Source organism: Pandoraea soli, from assembly GCF_902459595.1.
Lineage (GTDB): Bacteria > Pseudomonadota > Gammaproteobacteria > Burkholderiales > Burkholderiaceae > Pandoraea > Pandoraea cepalis.
Window position 1 is genome coordinate 215,613 of sequence record NZ_CABPSG010000007.1, and the last position, 17,747, is coordinate 233,359.

At 64.7% G+C, this 17,747-nt stretch carries 18 protein-coding genes; 5 read left to right on the top strand and 13 right to left on the bottom strand.

What is annotated here, in order from left to right; all coding sequences use genetic code 11:
- Window positions 1-34 precede the first annotated feature (34 nt).
- A complete protein-coding gene (infA, locus tag PSO31014_RS14605; RefSeq protein WP_017234638.1) occupies window positions 35-256 on the top strand; it encodes a translation initiation factor IF-1 in 222 nt (73 codons plus the stop codon).
- 299 nt (window positions 257-555) lie between these two features.
- On the opposite strand, the gene PSO31014_RS14610 is transcribed toward infA, so the two are convergent.
- From PSO31014_RS14610 to PSO31014_RS14620, 3 genes are all read right to left on the bottom strand, one after another.
- Complete coding sequence (locus tag PSO31014_RS14610; protein WP_174976526.1) at window positions 556-852, bottom strand: acylphosphatase; 297 nt, start codon at window positions 850-852, stop codon at window positions 556-558.
- A 123-nt stretch (window positions 853-975) separates the two neighbouring features.
- On the bottom strand, window positions 976-2,088 hold the full coding sequence (locus PSO31014_RS14615) for a metallophosphoesterase (RefSeq protein ID WP_150552245.1): 1,113 nt from the start codon (window positions 2,086-2,088) through the stop codon (window positions 976-978).
- 187 nt (window positions 2,089-2,275) lie between these two features.
- Window positions 2,276-2,656 carry a nucleotide pyrophosphohydrolase gene (locus PSO31014_RS14620; protein ID WP_174976521.1) on the bottom strand — a complete coding sequence of 127 codons (381 nt, stop codon included), beginning with the start codon at window positions 2,654-2,656 and terminating at the stop codon, window positions 2,276-2,278.
- Window positions 2,657-2,836: 180 nt separating this feature from the next.
- Between PSO31014_RS14620 and PSO31014_RS14625 the strand changes: the two genes are divergently transcribed.
- The 4 genes from PSO31014_RS14625 to PSO31014_RS14640 all read left to right on the top strand — a co-directional run bounded on the left by PSO31014_RS14625 (window position 2,837) and on the right by PSO31014_RS14640 (window position 7,160).
- Window positions 2,837-3,184 (top strand): 2Fe-2S iron-sulfur cluster-binding protein, encoded by a 348-nt coding sequence (locus PSO31014_RS14625; protein WP_425494879.1) that lies wholly within the window; start codon window positions 2,837-2,839, stop codon window positions 3,182-3,184.
- A 63-nt stretch (window positions 3,185-3,247) separates the two neighbouring features.
- The gene (gene ettA / locus PSO31014_RS14630) at window positions 3,248-4,915 is read left to right on the top strand and encodes an energy-dependent translational throttle protein EttA (RefSeq protein ID WP_150552246.1); all 1,668 of its coding nucleotides are present in this window, start codon (window positions 3,248-3,250) and stop codon (window positions 4,913-4,915) included.
- A gap of 167 nt (window positions 4,916-5,082) precedes the next feature.
- Window positions 5,083-5,880, top strand: a complete 798-nt coding sequence (locus PSO31014_RS14635; RefSeq protein ID WP_150552247.1) for a 3-hydroxybutyrate dehydrogenase — start codon at window positions 5,083-5,085, stop codon at window positions 5,878-5,880.
- 98 nt (window positions 5,881-5,978) lie between these two features.
- Complete coding sequence (locus tag PSO31014_RS14640; RefSeq protein WP_150552248.1) at window positions 5,979-7,160, top strand: DUF3734 domain-containing protein; 1,182 nt, start codon at window positions 5,979-5,981, stop codon at window positions 7,158-7,160.
- Window positions 7,161-7,285: 125 nt separating this feature from the next.
- On the opposite strand, the gene PSO31014_RS14645 is transcribed toward PSO31014_RS14640, so the two are convergent.
- From PSO31014_RS14645 to hemA, 10 genes are all read right to left on the bottom strand, one after another.
- Window positions 7,286-8,911, bottom strand: a complete 1,626-nt coding sequence (locus PSO31014_RS14645; RefSeq protein WP_150552249.1) for a chemotaxis protein CheW — start codon at window positions 8,909-8,911, stop codon at window positions 7,286-7,288.
- 17 nt (window positions 8,912-8,928) lie between these two features.
- Window positions 8,929-9,435 carry a chemotaxis protein CheD gene (locus PSO31014_RS14650; protein ID WP_150552250.1) on the bottom strand — a complete coding sequence of 169 codons (507 nt, stop codon included), beginning with the start codon at window positions 9,433-9,435 and terminating at the stop codon, window positions 8,929-8,931.
- The gene (locus PSO31014_RS14655; protein WP_150552251.1) at window positions 9,419-10,261 is read right to left on the bottom strand and encodes a CheR family methyltransferase; all 843 of its coding nucleotides are present in this window, start codon (window positions 10,259-10,261) and stop codon (window positions 9,419-9,421) included. The genes PSO31014_RS14650 and PSO31014_RS14655 overlap by 17 nt, the downstream gene beginning before the upstream one ends.
- A 108-nt stretch (window positions 10,262-10,369) precedes the next feature.
- Window positions 10,370-12,067 (bottom strand): methyl-accepting chemotaxis protein, encoded by a 1,698-nt coding sequence (locus tag PSO31014_RS14660; protein ID WP_150552252.1) that lies wholly within the window; start codon window positions 12,065-12,067, stop codon window positions 10,370-10,372.
- Between the two features lie 875 nt (window positions 12,068-12,942).
- On the bottom strand, window positions 12,943-13,236 hold the full coding sequence (locus PSO31014_RS14665; RefSeq protein WP_150552253.1) for a hypothetical protein: 294 nt from the start codon (window positions 13,234-13,236) through the stop codon (window positions 12,943-12,945).
- 88 nt (window positions 13,237-13,324) lie between these two features.
- A complete protein-coding gene (locus PSO31014_RS14670) occupies window positions 13,325-13,936 on the bottom strand; it encodes a UbiX family flavin prenyltransferase (RefSeq protein WP_150552254.1) in 612 nt (203 codons plus the stop codon).
- A 20-nt stretch (window positions 13,937-13,956) separates the two neighbouring features.
- On the bottom strand, window positions 13,957-14,271 hold the full coding sequence (gene grxD / locus PSO31014_RS14675; RefSeq protein WP_026132086.1) for a Grx4 family monothiol glutaredoxin: 315 nt from the start codon (window positions 14,269-14,271) through the stop codon (window positions 13,957-13,959).
- Between the two features lie 80 nt (window positions 14,272-14,351).
- Entirely contained in the window at window positions 14,352-15,197 is an 846-nt protein-coding gene (gene prmC, locus PSO31014_RS14680; protein WP_150552255.1) for a peptide chain release factor N(5)-glutamine methyltransferase, read from the bottom strand.
- Window positions 15,197-16,279 carry a peptide chain release factor 1 gene (gene prfA / locus PSO31014_RS14685; protein WP_150552256.1) on the bottom strand — a complete coding sequence of 361 codons (1,083 nt, stop codon included), beginning with the start codon at window positions 16,277-16,279 and terminating at the stop codon, window positions 15,197-15,199. Before prfA ends, prmC begins: the two co-directional genes overlap by 1 nt.
- On the bottom strand, window positions 16,280-17,560 hold the full coding sequence (gene hemA, locus PSO31014_RS14690) for a glutamyl-tRNA reductase (protein ID WP_150552257.1): 1,281 nt from the start codon (window positions 17,558-17,560) through the stop codon (window positions 16,280-16,282). It abuts the gene before it with no gap.
- Between the last annotated feature and the right edge of the window lie 187 nt (window positions 17,561-17,747).

The following is a 17,747-nucleotide window of genomic DNA, read 5'->3' on the forward strand; positions in this document are numbered from 1 at the left end:
CTCTCGCGAGCGGCACCCTCAAGAGGACACGATATTGGCCAAGGAAGAACTGATCGAATTCAGCGGACACGTTTCGGATGTATTGCCGGACAATCGCTTTCGCGTCACGCTCGAAAACGGCGTGGTAGTGATGGCATATGCGAGCGGCCGTATGCAGAAGAACCGCATCCGCATTCTCGCGGGTGACCGCGTGACGCTGGAAATGTCGCCCTATGACCTGAGCAAGGGCCGCATCAACTATCGTCACAAGAATTAAGTCAGCGAAGACGTCTGGCTTTTGCGCGTCACGGGCATCGCCTTGACGCGCACGGAAGCGATGCGCGGCGACCCGAGGGTCGGTCGCTGCTCGTCACTTCGCATTTGCTGCCGAATTTCCCCTCCCGTTTCCCCCCCGCATTTCCCCCTCGGATATCCCCTCCCGAGTTGTTCCCCGGATAGTCCCCGTATGGCTCGCAGAACGTGCTGCCTGAGCGGCTGCCATTCGCGCACGCCCGCCGTCACCGAGGCTCGATGGTGCGGCGCAAGCAAGGCCGGCGGGGCGTGGGTGTCATGCTCTCAGAGCTGCTCGAAGCGGTCGAATCGGCGACCCGTGTACTCCACTTCGCTCTCGAAAGCCGTCACGCGCGCGCCCGGCGGGCCATGCCGCATCCATTCGAGCATTTTGTCGACCTGATCGGGCGTGCCTTGCACCAGCGCGAGGATGTCACCCTCGGGCAGCGCCTGCACCCAACCGCGTACACCAATCAAGTGCCCCTCGCGCACGGCCGCCTGCCGGTAGCCCACGCCTTGAATCTTGCCGCGCAAACGCACGGCAACGGTTTCGAGCAGGGAACTGGGCGAGAGTGACTTCATGGCGGCGAGCAGCGGAAAAAGCAACGACAAGGATTCGAAAGACGAGCCTTCAGGGAAGGGGCGATTGTAGCGCCATCGTTTGACGCTTGCCCGCCCCGTCGTCCGTGAGCGCGCCCTTGCGGCTCAGTCCTTGCCCGTGACCAGCCGAAGACGCGTGATCTCCGACGGGGCGCCGAAGCGCTTGGGCGGTCCCCAGTAGCCGGTGCCCCGACTGACATAGATGGCCAGACGGCCGAGCTGGTGCAGGCCATGCACATAAGGTTGTTGCAGCGGCACGAAGTACATCCATGGCCAGAATTGCCCGCCGTGCGTGTGCCCCGAGAGTTGCAGGTCGAAGCCGGCCTCCTGCGCCGCCGGCGCGCTGCGCGGCTGATGCGCGAGCAACACGCGCGGTACGCCTTCGGGGGCGCCGGCCACGGCTGCGTGCGGGTCGCTCGACTTTTCGGGGTCGAAATGGTGCGCGGTGAAGTCGGTCACGCCCGCCACGGTCAGCGACGCGCCTTCGTGAGCGAGCACCACGTGCTCGTTTTCGAGCACCGTCAGGCCGATGCGCCGCAACTCCTCGACCCAGGCCGGCGCACCCGAGTAATACTCGTGGTTGCCGGTGCACACGTAGGTGCCGTGGCGCGACGTGAGCTGCGCGAGCGGTGCGATGTGTTCGCGCAACGCGGGCACCCCGCCGTCGACCAGGTCGCCGGTAATGGCGATGAGGTCGGGCGAGAGGTCGTTGGCCGCTTCGACGATGGCCTCGATATAGCCGCGGCGAATCGTCGAACTCACGTGAATGTCGCTCAACTGCACGATCGTGAATCCGTGGAGTTCGGGCGGCAGGTTGGCGATGGGTACGTCCACGTCGACGACGCGTGCCAGGCGTCGCGCGTTGTAGAAGCCCAGCAAGGTGGCGATGGCGGTGAGCATCAGCACGATGACCGCCGAGCGGACGACGAGTTGCGCGTCGAGTGCCGAGATGAGCATCGCCACGCCGAGCACGACGTCGCGCAGCACCGTGAGCACGAACAGTGTCGAGAAGATGCCGATGGCCGTCATGCCGGTCCAGGTCAGCAGTGTCGCAAGCGGCTCCCGTTGGATCGCGCGGCTCATCAAACCGAGCGGAATGAGTGCGGCCGAGGCGGCGAGCCACAGCCCGCCCAGCACCTTCCAGCCGACGGCCACCGGCAACGGCGTAAGCAAACGCCAGCCGATGTAGGCATGTAGTAGCGCGATGAGCGCGAGCATCAACCAGCGCGGACGCGCGGGCAGGGTGCGCCGTGACGATTTACTGTGCGCATGGGCGGCGTCTGGCGAGGGGTGGGATGCGGTTGAAGCGTGTGGGGAGGGCGACATGGCGTTGTCTGTTCGAAATTCGGGGGCGGACGAGGTCACTATCGGGGCGCGCGGCGCAATCGCAAGGGCGGCAGACGAATTACGCAGGCGGTGCCGGGTATTTCTGCGCGTTCATGACGAGCTTGTCTGCCACGGCACGGTTCAGGTCGACACCAAGCACCGACGACAATCGCACGAGATACATGGCGATATCGGCCAGCTCCTGCTCGACGTGGCGGGCTTCGGTCGTCTGCATCACGGCCTGGGCTTCGGCGTCCGTTTGCCACTGGAAGATTTCGACCAGTTCCGCCACTTCGACGGACAACGCCATCGCGAGGTTCTTGGGCGTATGGTACTGCTGCCAGTGTCGCGCATCCGCGAACGCCTGCAGGGCCGTTTCCAGTCCGGCCGTCTCCATGAGACGCGCGTGGGGGGCGTCGACGTTACCTTGTGCAGAAGCTTCGTTCAGAGCAGCGGTCATGGGGTGCGAAGTTCGGAGAAGGTCTAGAGGCGACCCACTGGCAGCCGGCGGGCCGACGGCGGACTGGGAAAACGCGACAAAAAGCCGCGGGAACGGAGTATGGTAGCGCGTTGGCGCTGGATGCGCGGTGCACCATCCTCGTTCCTGTCCCTGTCCCCGTCCTTCCCGAGCTCGCCGCCCTTGAACCGTTTCACGTCCGACCCCGCGCCATCCGACGGAAATCGCGAGCCGGAGTCCTGCCGCGTCACGCTCGTGCCGTCGGGCTGGCACTTTGACGCCCCGGCCGACACGCCGATCCTGCTCGCGGCGCAATCCGCCGGCATCAAGCTGCCGAGCCTGTGCCGCAATGGCACCTGCCGCGCCTGTCTCTGCCGGGCACAAACCGGCGGCGAGCCCGCCCCGGTCGCTTACCGCATCGCCTGGCCCGGGCTGTCGCGCGAGGAGAAAACCGAAGGATGGCTGCTGCCGTGCTGCGCCTATGCCCGCGCCGACCTCGTCATCGACGCGCCCGACGCCACGCTTTGTTAAACTTGGCGCTATCTGACGCTCGCCCCCGAGCCGACATAACCGATTCAGGATCAGGAAAGCCGAATGGCACAGTACGTATTCAGCATGAACCGCGTGGGCAAGATCGTGCCGCCCAAGCGTCACATTCTCAAGGACATCTCCCTGTCGTTCTTCCCCGGCGCCAAGATCGGCGTGCTGGGCCTGAACGGTTCGGGCAAATCGACCCTGCTCAGGATCATGGCCGGCGTCGACAAGGAGATCGAGGGCGAAGCGGTCCCGATGCCGAACCTGAACATCGGTTATCTGCCGCAGGAGCCGCAACTCGATCCGGAGCAGACCGTGCGTGAAGCCGTTGAAGGCGGCATGGGCGAAGTCTTCGAAGCCCGCACGAAGCTCGACGAGATCTACGCCGCCTACGCCGAGCCGGACGCCGACTTCGACGCGCTTGCCGCCGAGCAGGCGAAGTACGAAGCGATTCTCGCCGCGAGCGACGGCAACAACATCGAACAAACCCTGGAAGTGGCCGCCGACGCGCTGCGCCTGCCGCCGTGGGACGCCAAAATTGGTGTGCTCTCCGGCGGTGAGAAGCGCCGCGTGGCATTGGCGCGCCTGCTGCTCTCGAAGCCCGACATGTTGTTGCTTGACGAACCGACCAACCACTTGGACGCAGAATCGGTCGATTGGCTCGAACAATTCCTCACGCGCTTCCCGGGCACCGTGGTGGCCGTCACCCACGATCGCTACTTCCTCGACAACGCCGCCGAGTGGATTCTCGAACTCGACCGCGGGCAAGGCATTCCCTGGAAGGGCAACTACAGCTCATGGCTCGACCAGAAGGAACAGCGCCTGAAGCAGGAAGAAGCGACCGAGTCGGCGCGTCAGAAGGCGCTGCACAAGGAACTGGAATGGGTGCGTCAGAACCCGAAAGGCCGTCAGGCGAAGTCGAAGGCGCGTCTCGCCCGGTTCGACGAACTGAATAGCCAGGAATACCAGAAGCGCAACGAAACCCAGGAAATCTTCATCCCGGTGGGTGAGCGTCTGGGCAACGAAGTCGTCGAGTTCAAGCACGTGTCGAAGGCGTTCGGCGACCGTCTGCTGATCGACGACCTGAGCTTTAACGTGCCGCCGGGCGCTATCGTCGGCATCATTGGCCCGAACGGCGCCGGTAAATCGACCTTCTTCAAGATGCTGACGGGCCGCGAGCAGCCGGACAGCGGCGAGATCAAGATCGGGCCGACGGTCAAGATGGCCTATGTCGACCAGAGCCGCGACGCGCTCGATGGCAGCAAGACCGTGTTCGAAGAGATCGCGGGTGGTGCCGACATGTTGACGGTGGGCAAGTATCAAACGCCGTCGCGGGCCTACATCGGGCGTTTCAACTTCAAGGGCTCGGACCAGCAGAAGCAGGTCGGGTCGCTCTCCGGCGGTGAGCGCGGGCGCCTGCACATGGCCAAGACGCTGATTTCCGGCGGCAATGTGTTGCTGCTCGATGAACCGTCGAACGATCTGGACGTCGAAACCCTGCGCGCACTCGAAGACGCCCTGCTCGAGTTCGCCGGTTGCGTGATGGTCATCTCGCACGACCGTTGGTTCCTCGATCGTATCGCCACGCATATTCTGGCCTTCGAAGGCAACTCGCACGTCGAGTTCTTCCCGGGCAACTATCAGGAATACGAGGCGGACAAGAAGAAGCGCCTTGGCGAGGAGGGCGCAAAACCGACGCGAATCCGCTACAAGCCGATCGCGCGGTAAGGCACGAGAGGGCGCCGCAAGGCGCCTTTTCTGTTTGAACGACGGCTCGGCCGAGCGCATGACGAGTGCGTGGCAGTAGGCCGGCTGTCATTACCCGTGTTCGACGTGCCATGTTGGCGCCCGGTGCGCCGCATGACCCGCCATTTTGACGAATCAGGAGTGTGCAAATGAGCCAGTCAGTGAATCAGTTGAATGGGAAAGTCGCCGTGGTGACCGGTGCCGCCAGCGGCATCGGACGCGAAATCGCGCTCACGCTCGCGCGTGCCGGTGCGGCCGTGGCCATTGCCGATCTGAACCAACAGGGCGCGGATGCCGTGGCGAAAGAAATCGAGGCCGCCGGTGGCCGCGCCATTGGCGTGGCGATGGACGTGACCAGCGAAGAGGCGGTGAATAGCGGCATCGACAAGGTGGCGGCGACCTTCGGGTCGGTCGACATCCTGATCTCGAACGCGGGCATTCAGATCGTCAATCCCATCGAGAACTATTCGTTCGCCGACTGGAAGAAGATGCAGGCGATTCACGTGGACGGCGCCTTTCTCACGACCAAGGCAGCGCTCAAGCATATGTACAAGGACGACCGCGGCGGCATCGTCATTTACATGGGCTCGGTGCATTCGCATGAGGCGTCGCCGCTGAAGTCGGCCTACGTGGCGGCCAAGCACGCGTTGCTCGGACTCGCGCGCGTGCTCGCCAAGGAAGGCGCGAAGCACAACGTGCGCTCGCACGTCATCTGCCCTGGCTTCGTGCGCACGCCGCTCGTCGACAAGCAGATTCCGGAGCAGGCCAAGGAATTGGGAATTTCGGAAGACGAGGTCATCAAGAAGGTCATGCTCGGCGGTACGGTCGACGGCGTGTTCACCACGGTCGACGACGTTGCGCAAACCGCGCTCTTCCTCTCCACGTTCCCGACGGCCGCATTCACCGGCCAGTCGTTCGTGGTGAGCCACGGCTGGTTCATGCAGTAACACGCTGACGAAGCGGGGGGGCCGGCCGCGACATGCGCCGGCGCCGTCCCGTTGCGTCGCGTCTCGATTCAGCCTCAGAAAGCTTCAGGAGAACGGTCATGACGGCCAACCCGCCGAAAGTCCCCAAACGTGCCATTGATCTCCCGCCTTACGAGACGGTCGCGCTCGTCTTGCAGGGCGGTGGCGCGCTCGGGGCTTATCAGGCAGGCGTATACGCCGGTCTGTTCGAGGCCGGCATCGCGCCGAACTGGATTGCCGGTATTTCCATCGGGGCGCTCAATACCGCGATCATCGCGGGCAATCCGCCCGAGCGTCGCGTGGCACAGCTCGAAGCGTTCTGGCGCACGATCTGCGAGCCCGCTGTTTTCCCGCCGTTGCCGGCACCGCTGGAAGCGGCCATCCTCAACGGCCCCGAGTCGGGACGCATCGCCTACAGCGCATGGCAGGCATGGCGCGCCATGGCCGAAGGCCAGAAGGGCTTCTTCACGCCGCGCTGGCCGCAACCGTTGCCCGCGGCGATGGGCGACCCGGCGCACGCAAGCTACTACGACACCTCGGCGCTGCGCGGCACGCTGGAGCGTTTCGTCGACTTCGACCGAATCAACGCATGCGAGACGCGCGTGTCCGTGGGCGCCGTCAATGTGCAAACGGGCAACTTCATCTACTTCGACAACACGCGTGAAAAGCTGCGCGCGGAGCATTTCATGGCATCGGGGGCCTTGCCGCCGGGATTTCCCGCCGTGGAGATCGACGGACAGTATTTCTGGGACGGCGGCCTCGTGTCGAATACGCCGCTCTCGGAGGTGCTCGGCACGTCGCCGCGCCGCGACACGCTCGCGTTCCAGGTGGATCTATGGAGTGCGCGCGGGCCGCTGCCCGACAATCTGAACGATGTCGCGGGCCGTCAGAAGGACATCCAGTTTTCGAGCCGTACGCGCTTGGTGACCGACAACCTGCAGCGCGCCCAGCACTATCGTCGCGTGTTGCGCGAAGTGCTCGAGCGTGTGCCGGCCGACGTTCGCGCGCACGACCCGTGGTGCCACGCGGCGCAGGAGATCGCCTGCAGCAAGCGCTATAACGTCATCCAGCTCATCTATCGCAACAAGGAAAACGAGGGGCACTACAAGGACTATCAGTTCGGGCTCGCGACCATGCTCGATCACTGGGCAAGCGGACTCGACGACGTGCGCCGCACGCTCACGCATGCCGACTGGCTGTCCATGCCCGACGATACCTCGGGCTTCGTCACGCACGACATCCATCGTCACGAAGTCGTCTGACCCGTCGTTATCGGGCCTCATCTCGTTCGAACTACCCCTGTGGCGTGCCCCCCGACACGCCACAGGGCCCCGCGACCGGCTCGTGCGAATCGCCGGCACTTCGTTGAACCGATCCGCTCACCCGCTCACACCGCCGACTGCGCCAGCGCCGTCTCCATCCGCTGCTTGAGCGGTTGCAGATCGAGCAGCATGGCCGTGCGCGCGGTGCCGTCTGCGGCGGGCAACTCGACGGCTTCGCGCATGTCGTTGCGCATTTCGTGCGTGGCGCGTCCGAGCAGCATGGCGGGCACCGGCAGCTTGTCCGCCTCGTCGAGCGTGACGATGTTCTCGATGGCGTCGACGAGCAGCCCGAGCTTGTCCTTTCCATGTTCGATGACGAGAATCTTGCGCGCCTGCGCATCGTCTTGCGGCGGCATGCCGTACAGCGTGCGCAGATCGACGATGGCGACCAGCTCGCGTCGCAAATTGAGCATGCCGCGTACAAAGGGCGGTGCACCCGGCGCGGGCATGATGTCCGCAGAGTCGTGAATGATCTCGCGCAACTGATCGAGACGCACGGCCAGCATGTGTTGCAGACGGAACGACACATAGGCATGGCGTGTGCCGCGCGACGACCTGGCCCCGGCGCCGCGCCATGCCGAATCGCCTGGCGTCGCGCGCTGTGCGCTGTCGCTCTCCCGGTATAGCTCGCGATGGCCGTGCGTGAGCTCGAGCACTTGCGAATGCGTGAAGAGTTCGTCGGCGTTGAGCAGCACGATATCGTCGGCGGGCTCGCGCGCGATGCAGCCCGAGAAGAGCTGCGCGTGCGAGGCGCTGAAGGACGGCATGGCGAGCAGCTCGTCGGCGAAGTACGTCACGATGCTGTCCACGGCGTCCACCAGCAGACCGAAATGCACGTCTTCCTGCTTGACGATCAGAATCCGGCGCGGATCCGAGGCCGTGCCCGCCATCTCGGGCTCGGGGCGGCAAGGGTGCAGGCCGAGGAAGTGAGCGAAGTCGATGACCGGCACAACGGTGCCGCGCAGATTGAGCATGCCGACGCAAAACACGCTGGAGAGCGCCGAATTCTGCAAGTCGGGAATACGGATGATTTCGCGAATCGCACTCATCGGCAGCGCCAGACGCGATTGCTCCACCGTGAACGACACGCATTGCAGGCGCTGACGCTGCTGGCGGCGCTGCGGTGCGCTCAGCGCCTGACGCGCGAGCAATTGCGGCATGTTCTCGATGCGCACGAGGGCGCTCGGCGCAAGGATCTGCAGGATGCGGTCGCCGTCGTCGAGCTTGATGGCCCCGCAGACGACCTGCGGCGCCGTATGCGACGGGGCGTATTCGAACCCGGTGCGCTGCGATGCGCGCACGCGCAGAATCTCGCTCGTGGTGTCGAACAGCAACCCCACCCGCACGCCCTCGACGTCGACAATCGCGATCTTCTCGTTCACGGGCGCCGGCCTGTCCGGCACGTCGGCGGCCATCGCCAGCAGCGGCTTGAGATCGACGATGGGAATGAGCGTGCCGCGCAGATTGAACAGGCCAAGCAGAAAGGGCGGCGAGAGCGGCACGGGCGTGACGCGCGCCGGGTAGTTCACCACCTCCTGCAATGCCGCGATGGGCAGCGCGAATTCCACGTCGCCCAGATGAAACGAGCCGAAGACTTCGATGTCCTCCGAAGTTGACGCGCGCGGCAGCAACGTGCGGCCGGCGACGGCATCGTGCTGCGGAAGCGGAAATTCTGGTGTCGGTGCATTCATGATTTTCGTCCCACGCGTCAGAGTACGGGCGGGGTGGGTGCTGCCGCCGCCCCATGGGTGCCGATCGTGCGCACATGGAAGGTGTGATGTGCGCAGTGGATCGTCAGTTGCCGGCCGATCTCGCCGCCGACCTCGACGTGCACGATCGGAATACCGGTCTCGGCCATCAGGGTCTGCGCCATCTTGGCGTTTGCCACGCCGATCAGCCCGTGCCGGGCGGGCGGCTGGTGCGGCATCATGTTGCCGCCGCCCGCGATCACCGCCTCGATTTCGCTGCGGCGCGCGCGGTCTGCCCGCATCAGCGCGAGGAGCGACGGCACGGCTTGTGTGACGTACTTCGCCCCGATAGCGAAGGTAGGGTTCGGCGCTTCGGGCAACAGGCAGTGCGCGAGTCCGTAGAGGCCACGCGCGCGCCACATCAGACCGATACCTACGCACGAGCCAAGGGTGGCGCGCAGCACGTCTTCGCCGCGCCCGATGCGCACCTCGCCCATCAACACCTGGATGTCATGCGACGGCCCCATTCGATGCCCCCTGGTTCCGGTAAATGAGCGGTTGCTCAAACTGGTAGCCGGTCGAGAGCCGCGTCAGCGACTCCGATTCTCCGACAATCAACACGCCGTCGGGGGTCAGCGTGTGGCGGACGTTCTCGAGAACGCGTTCCTGATCGGCGGATTCGAAATAGATCAGGACATTGCGCAGCATGACGAGATCGAATGTGTCGCGACGCGGCATGCGCTGGTACAGGTTGTGCTCGGCAAACGTGATGTGCGCTCGCAGTTCGGGGGCGACAGTGAAGCCGCCGGCGCCCGGGCGGAAGTACTTTGCGAGCATGGCCGGACGCTGCTGCTTGAGACCGTCGATGCTGCGCCCGCTGAAGTTGCCGGCCATGGCCACGGCCAGCACCTGGCTTGAAATATCGGTGGCGTGAATCTGGTATTGGAAGCCGCTGTGTCGAGCGCGGAATTCCTCGCAGAGCATCGCGGCCGAGTAGGACTCCTCGCCGGAAGAGGCCGCGGCGGACCACATCCGGAACATCCGGCCGGGATTCGCGGCATGCCAGCGCGGCAGGTAGTGTTGCGCGAAGTAATCCCAGACGCGCGGCGTGCGAAAGAACGTGGTCTCGTTCGTCGTGACCAGGTTCACGAAGTTGCGCACTTCGTCGGGCGTGTTCTCGAGCAGCGCCAGATAGTCGCGGTAGCTGCACAGCGCGAGCGTGCGCAGACGCGGGCGAAGACGGCCCTGCAACATTGTCCACTTCTTCTCGTTCATCGAGATGCCGGTGTGCCGGTGGACAGCGCGCAGAAGCGCCTGCTGGGTACCGGGATCGGCGTCGGCTTCGATTTCCATATCGGCCCCTCGTGGCGGACGTGTGATCCGGCGCGGCACGAACGACCGCAACCGGGAGATCCCGGCGAACGGTCCGGGCCGATGCCCGTGGCGTTCGCCGGATGGGGCTTACACCTTGAATCGCGACACGGTGCGGTCGAGATCTTCCGCGCCGTGGTTGAGCCCGGTCGTCGCCTGTGCGATGGTTTCGCAGGCGCCCGCGGATTTCTCTGTCTCTTCCGCCACGTGCTGAATGGCAAGGCTGACTTCGCGAGCGGCGACGAGTTGCTCTTCGGCAGCGCACGAGATTTCGGAGATCGCCTGCGTGGTACGCGACACGCCGCCGACGATCTTCTCGAACGCCTCACCGGCTTGTCGCGACACGTCGCTGCCTTGCGCCACGCGCTTGGTCGACTCGTTGATCAGCTTGGAGATTTCCTTGGTCGCCTGCGACGAGCGTTCGGCGAGCTTGCGCACTTCGTCGGCCACGACCGAGAAGCCGAGTCCGTGTTCTCCGGCGCGGGCCGCCTCGATGGCCGCATTGAACGCGAGCAGATTGGTTTGCCCGGCGATCTCGCCGATCACCTTCACGATCTCGCTGATGTCTTCCGACGACTTGTTGATCAGCTCCATGGCTTCGACCGAACGCGCGATCGCACGGGCGCCGGTTTCGGCTTCCTGTTGCGTTGCCTTGGCGAGCTGGTCGGCGCCCTTGGTGTTGTCCGCAATCGAGTTGATCGATGCCGTCAGCTCCTCGATCGACGCGTTCATCTCTTCCACCGTCGCACCGAGCGCCTGCGCGCCGGTGGCGACGGTATTGGCACGGTCGGCGATATCGCGCGAGGCGCTCGAGAACTCGCCCGCCGATTTGACGACCTTGCCGATCACCCCGCGCAAGTCGTCCATCATGTGGCGAATGCCGTCGGCCAACTGGTCGATGGGGTCGTTGCCCGCCACCGCGATCTCGCCCGTGAGGTCGCCCGCCGCCGCGCGATTGACCGTGTCGAGCAGCAGCGCCACCTTGCGCTGGTCGTCTTCGGCGCGGCGCTTCACGCTCGCTTCCAGTTCGACCTGCTGGGTGATATCGGTGGCGAACTTCACCACCTTGTAGGGGCGGCCGCTTGCGTCGAGGATGGGGTTGTAAGTCGCCTGGATCCAGACTTCCCGCCCGCCACGTCCGATGCGCTTGTAGCGGCCCGCGTCGAACTCGCCACGATTGAGCTTCCCCCAGAAATCGCGATAGGTCGGCGACGCGGCGTAATCCGCCTCGCAGAACATGCGATGGTGTTTGCCGCGAATCTCGTCGAGCGAGTAGCCGAGCGTGTTCAGAAAGTTGTCGTTGGCCGCGATGACCGTGCCGTCGAGGTTGAATTCGATGACGGCCTGGGCGAGGTCCATGGCGCGCACCTTGCCTTCGAATTCCGCCTGGCGTGCACGATCCGCCGTGATGTCCGTGGCGAACTTGATGACCTTGTACGCGGTGCCATGGGTGTCGAACACCGGGTTGTACGACGCGCGGATCCATACCTCGCGGCCGCCTTTGCCGATGCGCTTGTACTCGCCGGCGTCGAACTCGCCGCGACCCAGCTTGGCCCAGAAGTCGCGGTACGCACCGGACGCCACGTAGTCGGACTCGCAGAAGATACGGTGATGCTGCCCCCGTATTTCGTCGAGTTGGTAACCGACGGTCTGCAGGAAATTCTCGTTGGCGTGCAGGATCTGACCCTGCAAATCGAACTCAATGACGGCCTGCACGCGATTGAGCGCCGCGCTGACGGCCTGTAGTTCCTGTTGTTCCATTTGCAATTCCGGTGTGGCGATTTCCATGACGTTCTCCCTTGATACGCTTGCCCCGGCGCGTGTCGTGCGGCCGTCACGAAAGGGATGCTGCGCCAACGCGACGTTGGCGCGCAGTCCTCTATAGACGCGATTACGACAGGGAAGGCGGCAACTTGAGACCGGGCCAACCCGCATGTCGTTGGTTGCCGCGAACGGTGAATCCCGTCGAAAGCCGCGCCAAATAAGACGCTCACGATAAAGCAACCGTGTGCGAAGTCGACGCGCTTATGTCGTCGATACATTTCAAACGCTCAAATGAAGTGGAATTCGGAGGACGCCTGCACAGTGGGCGATGCAGGCAAGGCGCGCGATCCGGTGTTGGGCTTCCGGAGGCATGCAGGGCGGAGGATCGGGAAAAAGTCCTCCTCCCGCGTCTGAAACGGGAGGAGGAGCAGACGCAAAGTCGCTCTCTTCGGGGCATTTGAAAGGGCGACCTTCAATCTTCACGCAAGCCTCGTGCCAGATGCGCCGGCACTGGAAACCCGCGTCGCTATTGAGGCGTTGGGTGCGGCAGTGGGGCGATGTTACGGTGTCCGGTCTGATCTGTTACGTAACAAAGTGCGACGCGTTCGCCGTTTTGGCAACCTTCGCTTACATGCCTTACAGACGTGTGATGGGATTCCTGCCGGCGCGGCGATATAAAGAAGGCGAGCAGAGTCACGTTCCCCCTTCCAGGAGTCAGATCATGAAGTTAGTCGTTGCTGCGCTACTCGCCGTCACGCTTGCCGGGTGCGTTGTCGTCCCGGCCCGACCGTATTACGGCGGGGGCTACGGCCATCGGTGCTGTTATCGTTATTGATCGATGACGCGATTTGCGAATGACAAAAAAGAAGCCCCGCCGGTTCGACCTTGCGGGGCTTCTTCTATCGTCGCTCGTGATCGCGCGGGGCGAGGAAGCTCGCGCGGCGGCGTGGGTGGCGCGACGATGCTGCGAAGTACGAAGGGCGCCGCAAGTCCTGCGTGTCGTTCGGGGAGCGCCAGTAGGGCGTGCGCGGTGTGCCGAGCAGGTCGCCTGGACGATGGGGCGACAGTGGAGGCACCGACGCGGGCCAGACCATCTGACGCCAACGGGCACCGGCAGGCACTACGAGAATCAGCATGACGAAAACGAGTGTCACGACGGCATAGACGACAACAGGCGAGAGGTGGGTCTCCATCACAAACTCCGGTCGCAAAGATGTCACGCCACGGGCATGCGGTTCGGTATGCAGCGCATGGCGCTTTCACTATAGCCCATGGCGGCGCTCACCGGTCCTGAGCGTCGGTGTCCTTGCCCAGGCCGTTCCAGCTTGTGGCGACGGCGGGCGCGATTCCGAACAGATCGATTACGCGCGCAACGGTGTCGTCGACCATCGCGTCGAGCGATGCGGGGTGGTTGTAGAACGCAGGAAGTGGTGGGTACACGATGCCCCCCATTTCCGTGACGGCCGTCATATTGCGCAGATGCGCGAGGTTGAAGGGTGTTTCGCGCACCATCAACACGAGGCGGCGCCGCTCCTTGAGCGTGACGTCGGCGGCGCGTGCGATCAGATTGTCCGACAGCCCGTGGGCAACGCTCGCGAGCGTTTTCATCGAGCAGGGGGCCACGACCATGCCCGCCGTGGCGAACGAGCCACTGGCGAGGTTGGCGCCGACCTCGCGCACGCTATGGTACGCATCGGCCAGTGCCTGCACATCGGCACGCTCCAGGCCAAGTTCGTGGCGCAACGTCAGCCAGCCCGCACTCGACACCATCAGATGGGTCTCGACGCCATCCATCGCGCGCAGCCGTTCCAGCAGGCGCACGCCATAGATGGCACCGGTCGCGCCGGTGATGGCAACGACCAGACGCGTGGGCGGCGAGGCTCCCGTCGACACCGTCGTCAATCAGTGGGGCATTACGCCAGGTCGGCGAGAACCTGCTTGAGTTCGCCGCTCTGGTACATCTCCATCATGATGTCCGAGCCACCGACGAATTCGCCGTTGATGTAGAGCTGCGGGATGGTCGGCCAGTTGGCGAACTCCTTCACGCCTTGACGGATTTCCTCGTCTTGCAGCACGTCCACCGTGAACAGGTTGTCGACGCCGCATGCCTTCAGGATCTGCACGGCACGGCCCGAGAAGCCGCACATCGGGAATTGCGCGTTGCCCTTCATGAAGAGCACGACAGGATGTTCGGTGACGATTTGCTGGATACGTTGCTGGGTGGTCATGGTGGAAAGCCCGTGGAGATACCGGAAAGTCGGCGTATCCGGCATTTTAGCGGTTTTCCGCCGCGTCCGTCGGTGCGTGCTCAGACGCGCCGGCCACCCGTGGTGCGCTCGATACCCGCGAGATCGCGCTCGGAGGTGACGTCGGCGAAGCCCGCCGCCCGGCAAAGCGCGCGCACGTCGGCAGCCTGATGGTAGCCGTGCTCGCAGAGCAACCAGCCGTTCGGCAGCAGGCGCGACGGCGCACCGGCCACGATCGTGCGCAGGGCGGCGAGACCGTCTGCGTGATCGGTCAGCGCATCGACCGGCTCGAAGCGCAGATCGCCTTGCGAGAGGTGCGCGTCGCCCGACACGATATACGGCGGATTCGAGACGATGATGTCGAATGGCGCGACGTCGGCCGGCAATGCCGCATACCAGTCGCTTGCGAGGAAGGTGACCGAGGCCGCTAGCCCAAGTTGCCGGGCGTTCTCGCGGGCGACGTCGAGCGCGTCGGCAGAGCGGTCGAGCGCCGTGACCTGGGCGTCGGGGCGGCAATGCGCAATGGCCAGTGCGATCGCGCCGCTGCCGGTGCCCAGATCGAGCACGCGCGGCGACGGCCGGCCTTCGAGACGCGCCAGCGCCAGTTCGACGAGCAATTCGGTCTCAGGCCGGGGAATCAATACGGACGGGCTGACGGTGAGCGTCAAGCCGAAGAATTCGCGTGTGCCGGTCAGGTACGCGATGGGTTCGCCCGCCATGCGACGCGCGTGCAGCGCGCGGTAGACGGCGAGCGTTTCGGGCGCCAGCGGCTCGCGGTCGCGGGTGATCAGTTGCGTGCGGGGCCAGCCGAGCACGTGCGAGAGCAGGATGCGCGACTCCATCGGTGGCAGTCCCGGCTCGCGCAGCAGCGATGCCACCGTGGCGACGTCGTGCGCCCCCAACGACATCAGGCGGCCTCGCCCAGCGATGCCAATTGTTCGGCCTGATGCTCGGTGACGAGCGCGTTGATCATGTCGTCGAGATCGCCGTCCATGATGTATTCGAGCTTGTAGAGCGTGAGGTTGATGCGGTGATCCGTCATCCGCCCTTGCGGAAAGTTGTACGTGCGAATGCGCTCCGAGCGGTCGCCCGAGCCGATCAGGCTCTTGCGCGTGGCGGCTTCCTTGGCTTGCTGGGCGCGCAGCTGGGCGTCCTTGATGCGCGCCGCCAGTACCTTGAGCGCTTTGTCCTTGTTGCGGTGCTGCGAGCGGTCGTCCTGGCATTCGACGACGATGCCCGTGGGCAAATGCGTGATACGCACCGCCGAGTCCGTCTTGTTGACGTGCTGGCCGCCGGCGCCCGACGCACGGAACGTATCGATACGGATGTCGGCCGGGTTGATTTCGACGTCGGCGACGTCGTCGGCTTCCGGCATCACGGCCACTGTGCAGGCGGACGTGTGAATCCGGCCCTGCGTTTCCGTGGCAGGCACCCGCTGCACGCGATGGCCACCCGACTCGAACTTGAGGCGGGAGTAGGCCCCGTGACCGATCAGCCGGACGATGACTTCCTTATAGCCGCCCAGATCGGATTCGCTGGCCGACATGATCTCGACCTGCCAGCGCTGGCGCTCCGCATAGCGCGTGTACATGCGCAGCAGATCGCCCGCGAACAGCGCCGATTCGTCGCCGCCGGTGCCTGCGCGGATTTCGAGGAAGATGTTGCGCTCGTCGTTGGGATCGCGCGGCAGCAACATGCGTTGCAGCGAGGCTTCCATGTCGTCCATGCGTCCCCGGGCGCTGGCGGCTTCGTCGTCCGCAAAGTCGCGCATCTCGGGGTCTAGCGCCATCTCCTGGGCCGCGGCGACATCGCTCTGGGCCTGGCGGTAGTGACGATACTGCTCGACGACGGGCGCCAACTCGGCATGTTCGCGCGTGAGCTTGCGATAGTTGTCGAGATCGCGCGTGACGTCGCCCTGGCTCAATAGGCCATCAAGCTCGACCAGACGTTGCGTCAACTGGTCGAGCTTGGCTTGCATGCTCGCTTTCATCTATTTGTCGGCGTTTCCCGAGGTGCGGAACAGTTCGGGAATGAGGTGAAGGATTTGCTCGCGCGAATCGCCGCGCGCTGTGTTCAGCGCGTGCGTCGGGCCGTGCAGGAATTTCTTGGTGAGGGACTGGGACAGGGCATCGAGCACGGCGGCGGGGTCGTCGCCGCGCGCGAGCATGCGCTGGGCACGCTCGAGTTCGGCAAGGCGCATCGCCTCGGCCGTGCCGTGGATGTCGCGGATGACCGGCACGACGCTGCGGGCGTCGAGCCATTGCATGAAGTGTTGGACACGCGTCTCGATGATCGCTTCGGCCTGCGCGACCGCTGCCTGACGCAGCGCATTGCCTTCGCGCACGACCGCGCCGAGGTCGTCGACGGTGTACAGGAAAATGTCGGTCAGACGACCGACTTCCGGCTCGATGTCGCGCGGCACCGCCAGATCGACCATGAACATCGGCTTGTGCTTGCGGGCCTTGATGGCGCGCTCGACAGCGCCCAGACCGATCAGCGGCAACGTGCTCGCCGTGCACGACACCACGATATCGAATTCATGCAGGCGCTGCGGCAGCTCGGACAGGCGGATGGCTGTGCCGCCCAGCCGCTCGGCGAGTTTCTCGCCGCGCTCGGCAGTCCGATTGGCGATGTACAGGGCTTTCGGGTTCTGTGCGGCGAAGTGCGTGGCGCACAGGTCGATCATCTCGCCCGCGCCGATGAACAGCACCTTCTGCGTGCCGATGCTTTCGAAAATGCGCTGGGCGAGTCGCACCGCGGCGGCCGCCATCGAGACCGAATGCGCGCCGATCTCGGTCTGACCGCGCACTTCCTTCGCTACCGCGAACGTGCGCTGGAAAAGCTGGTTCAGATAGGTGCCCAGGGCACCCGCCTCGGCGGCGGTACGCACGGCGTCCTTCAACTGGCCGAGGATCTGTGTCTCGCCAAGCACCATCGAGTCCAGCCCGCTCGCCACGCGAAACGCGTGGCGCACGGCGTCGGACTGGGGCAGGGCGTAGAGATGCGGCGCGAGATCGCTGGCGGGAATGTTGTGAAACTCGGACAGCCAATGCACCGCGCGCTCGCGGGCCGCGGCGTCGTCGGTGACGCAGTAGATTTCCGTGCGGTTGCACGTCGACAGGATGGCTGCCTCGGGGGCGCTCGACCGGCCCGTCCACAGCCCCTTGAGCCCCGCCAGCGCTGGCTCGATCCGCTCGAACGGAAACGCCACCCGTTCGCGCAGCGAGACGGGCGCCGTGTGGTGGTTCAGGCCGAGAGCGAGCAGTTGCATGATATGGGGGATCTAATAACCGCCGATTATAGCGCGTCGATGCGATGCCCGTTTTGAAGGCGCCGCATGCCCCGCGCGCCGGGACAGCGATGCGCCATGATCGCGCAGCCGCCCGGTTTTGACAAATACGCGTCGCTTATACCCGGCATATCGTTGGTTTTCGGTCCCATCATTGCTCCCCCCGGGA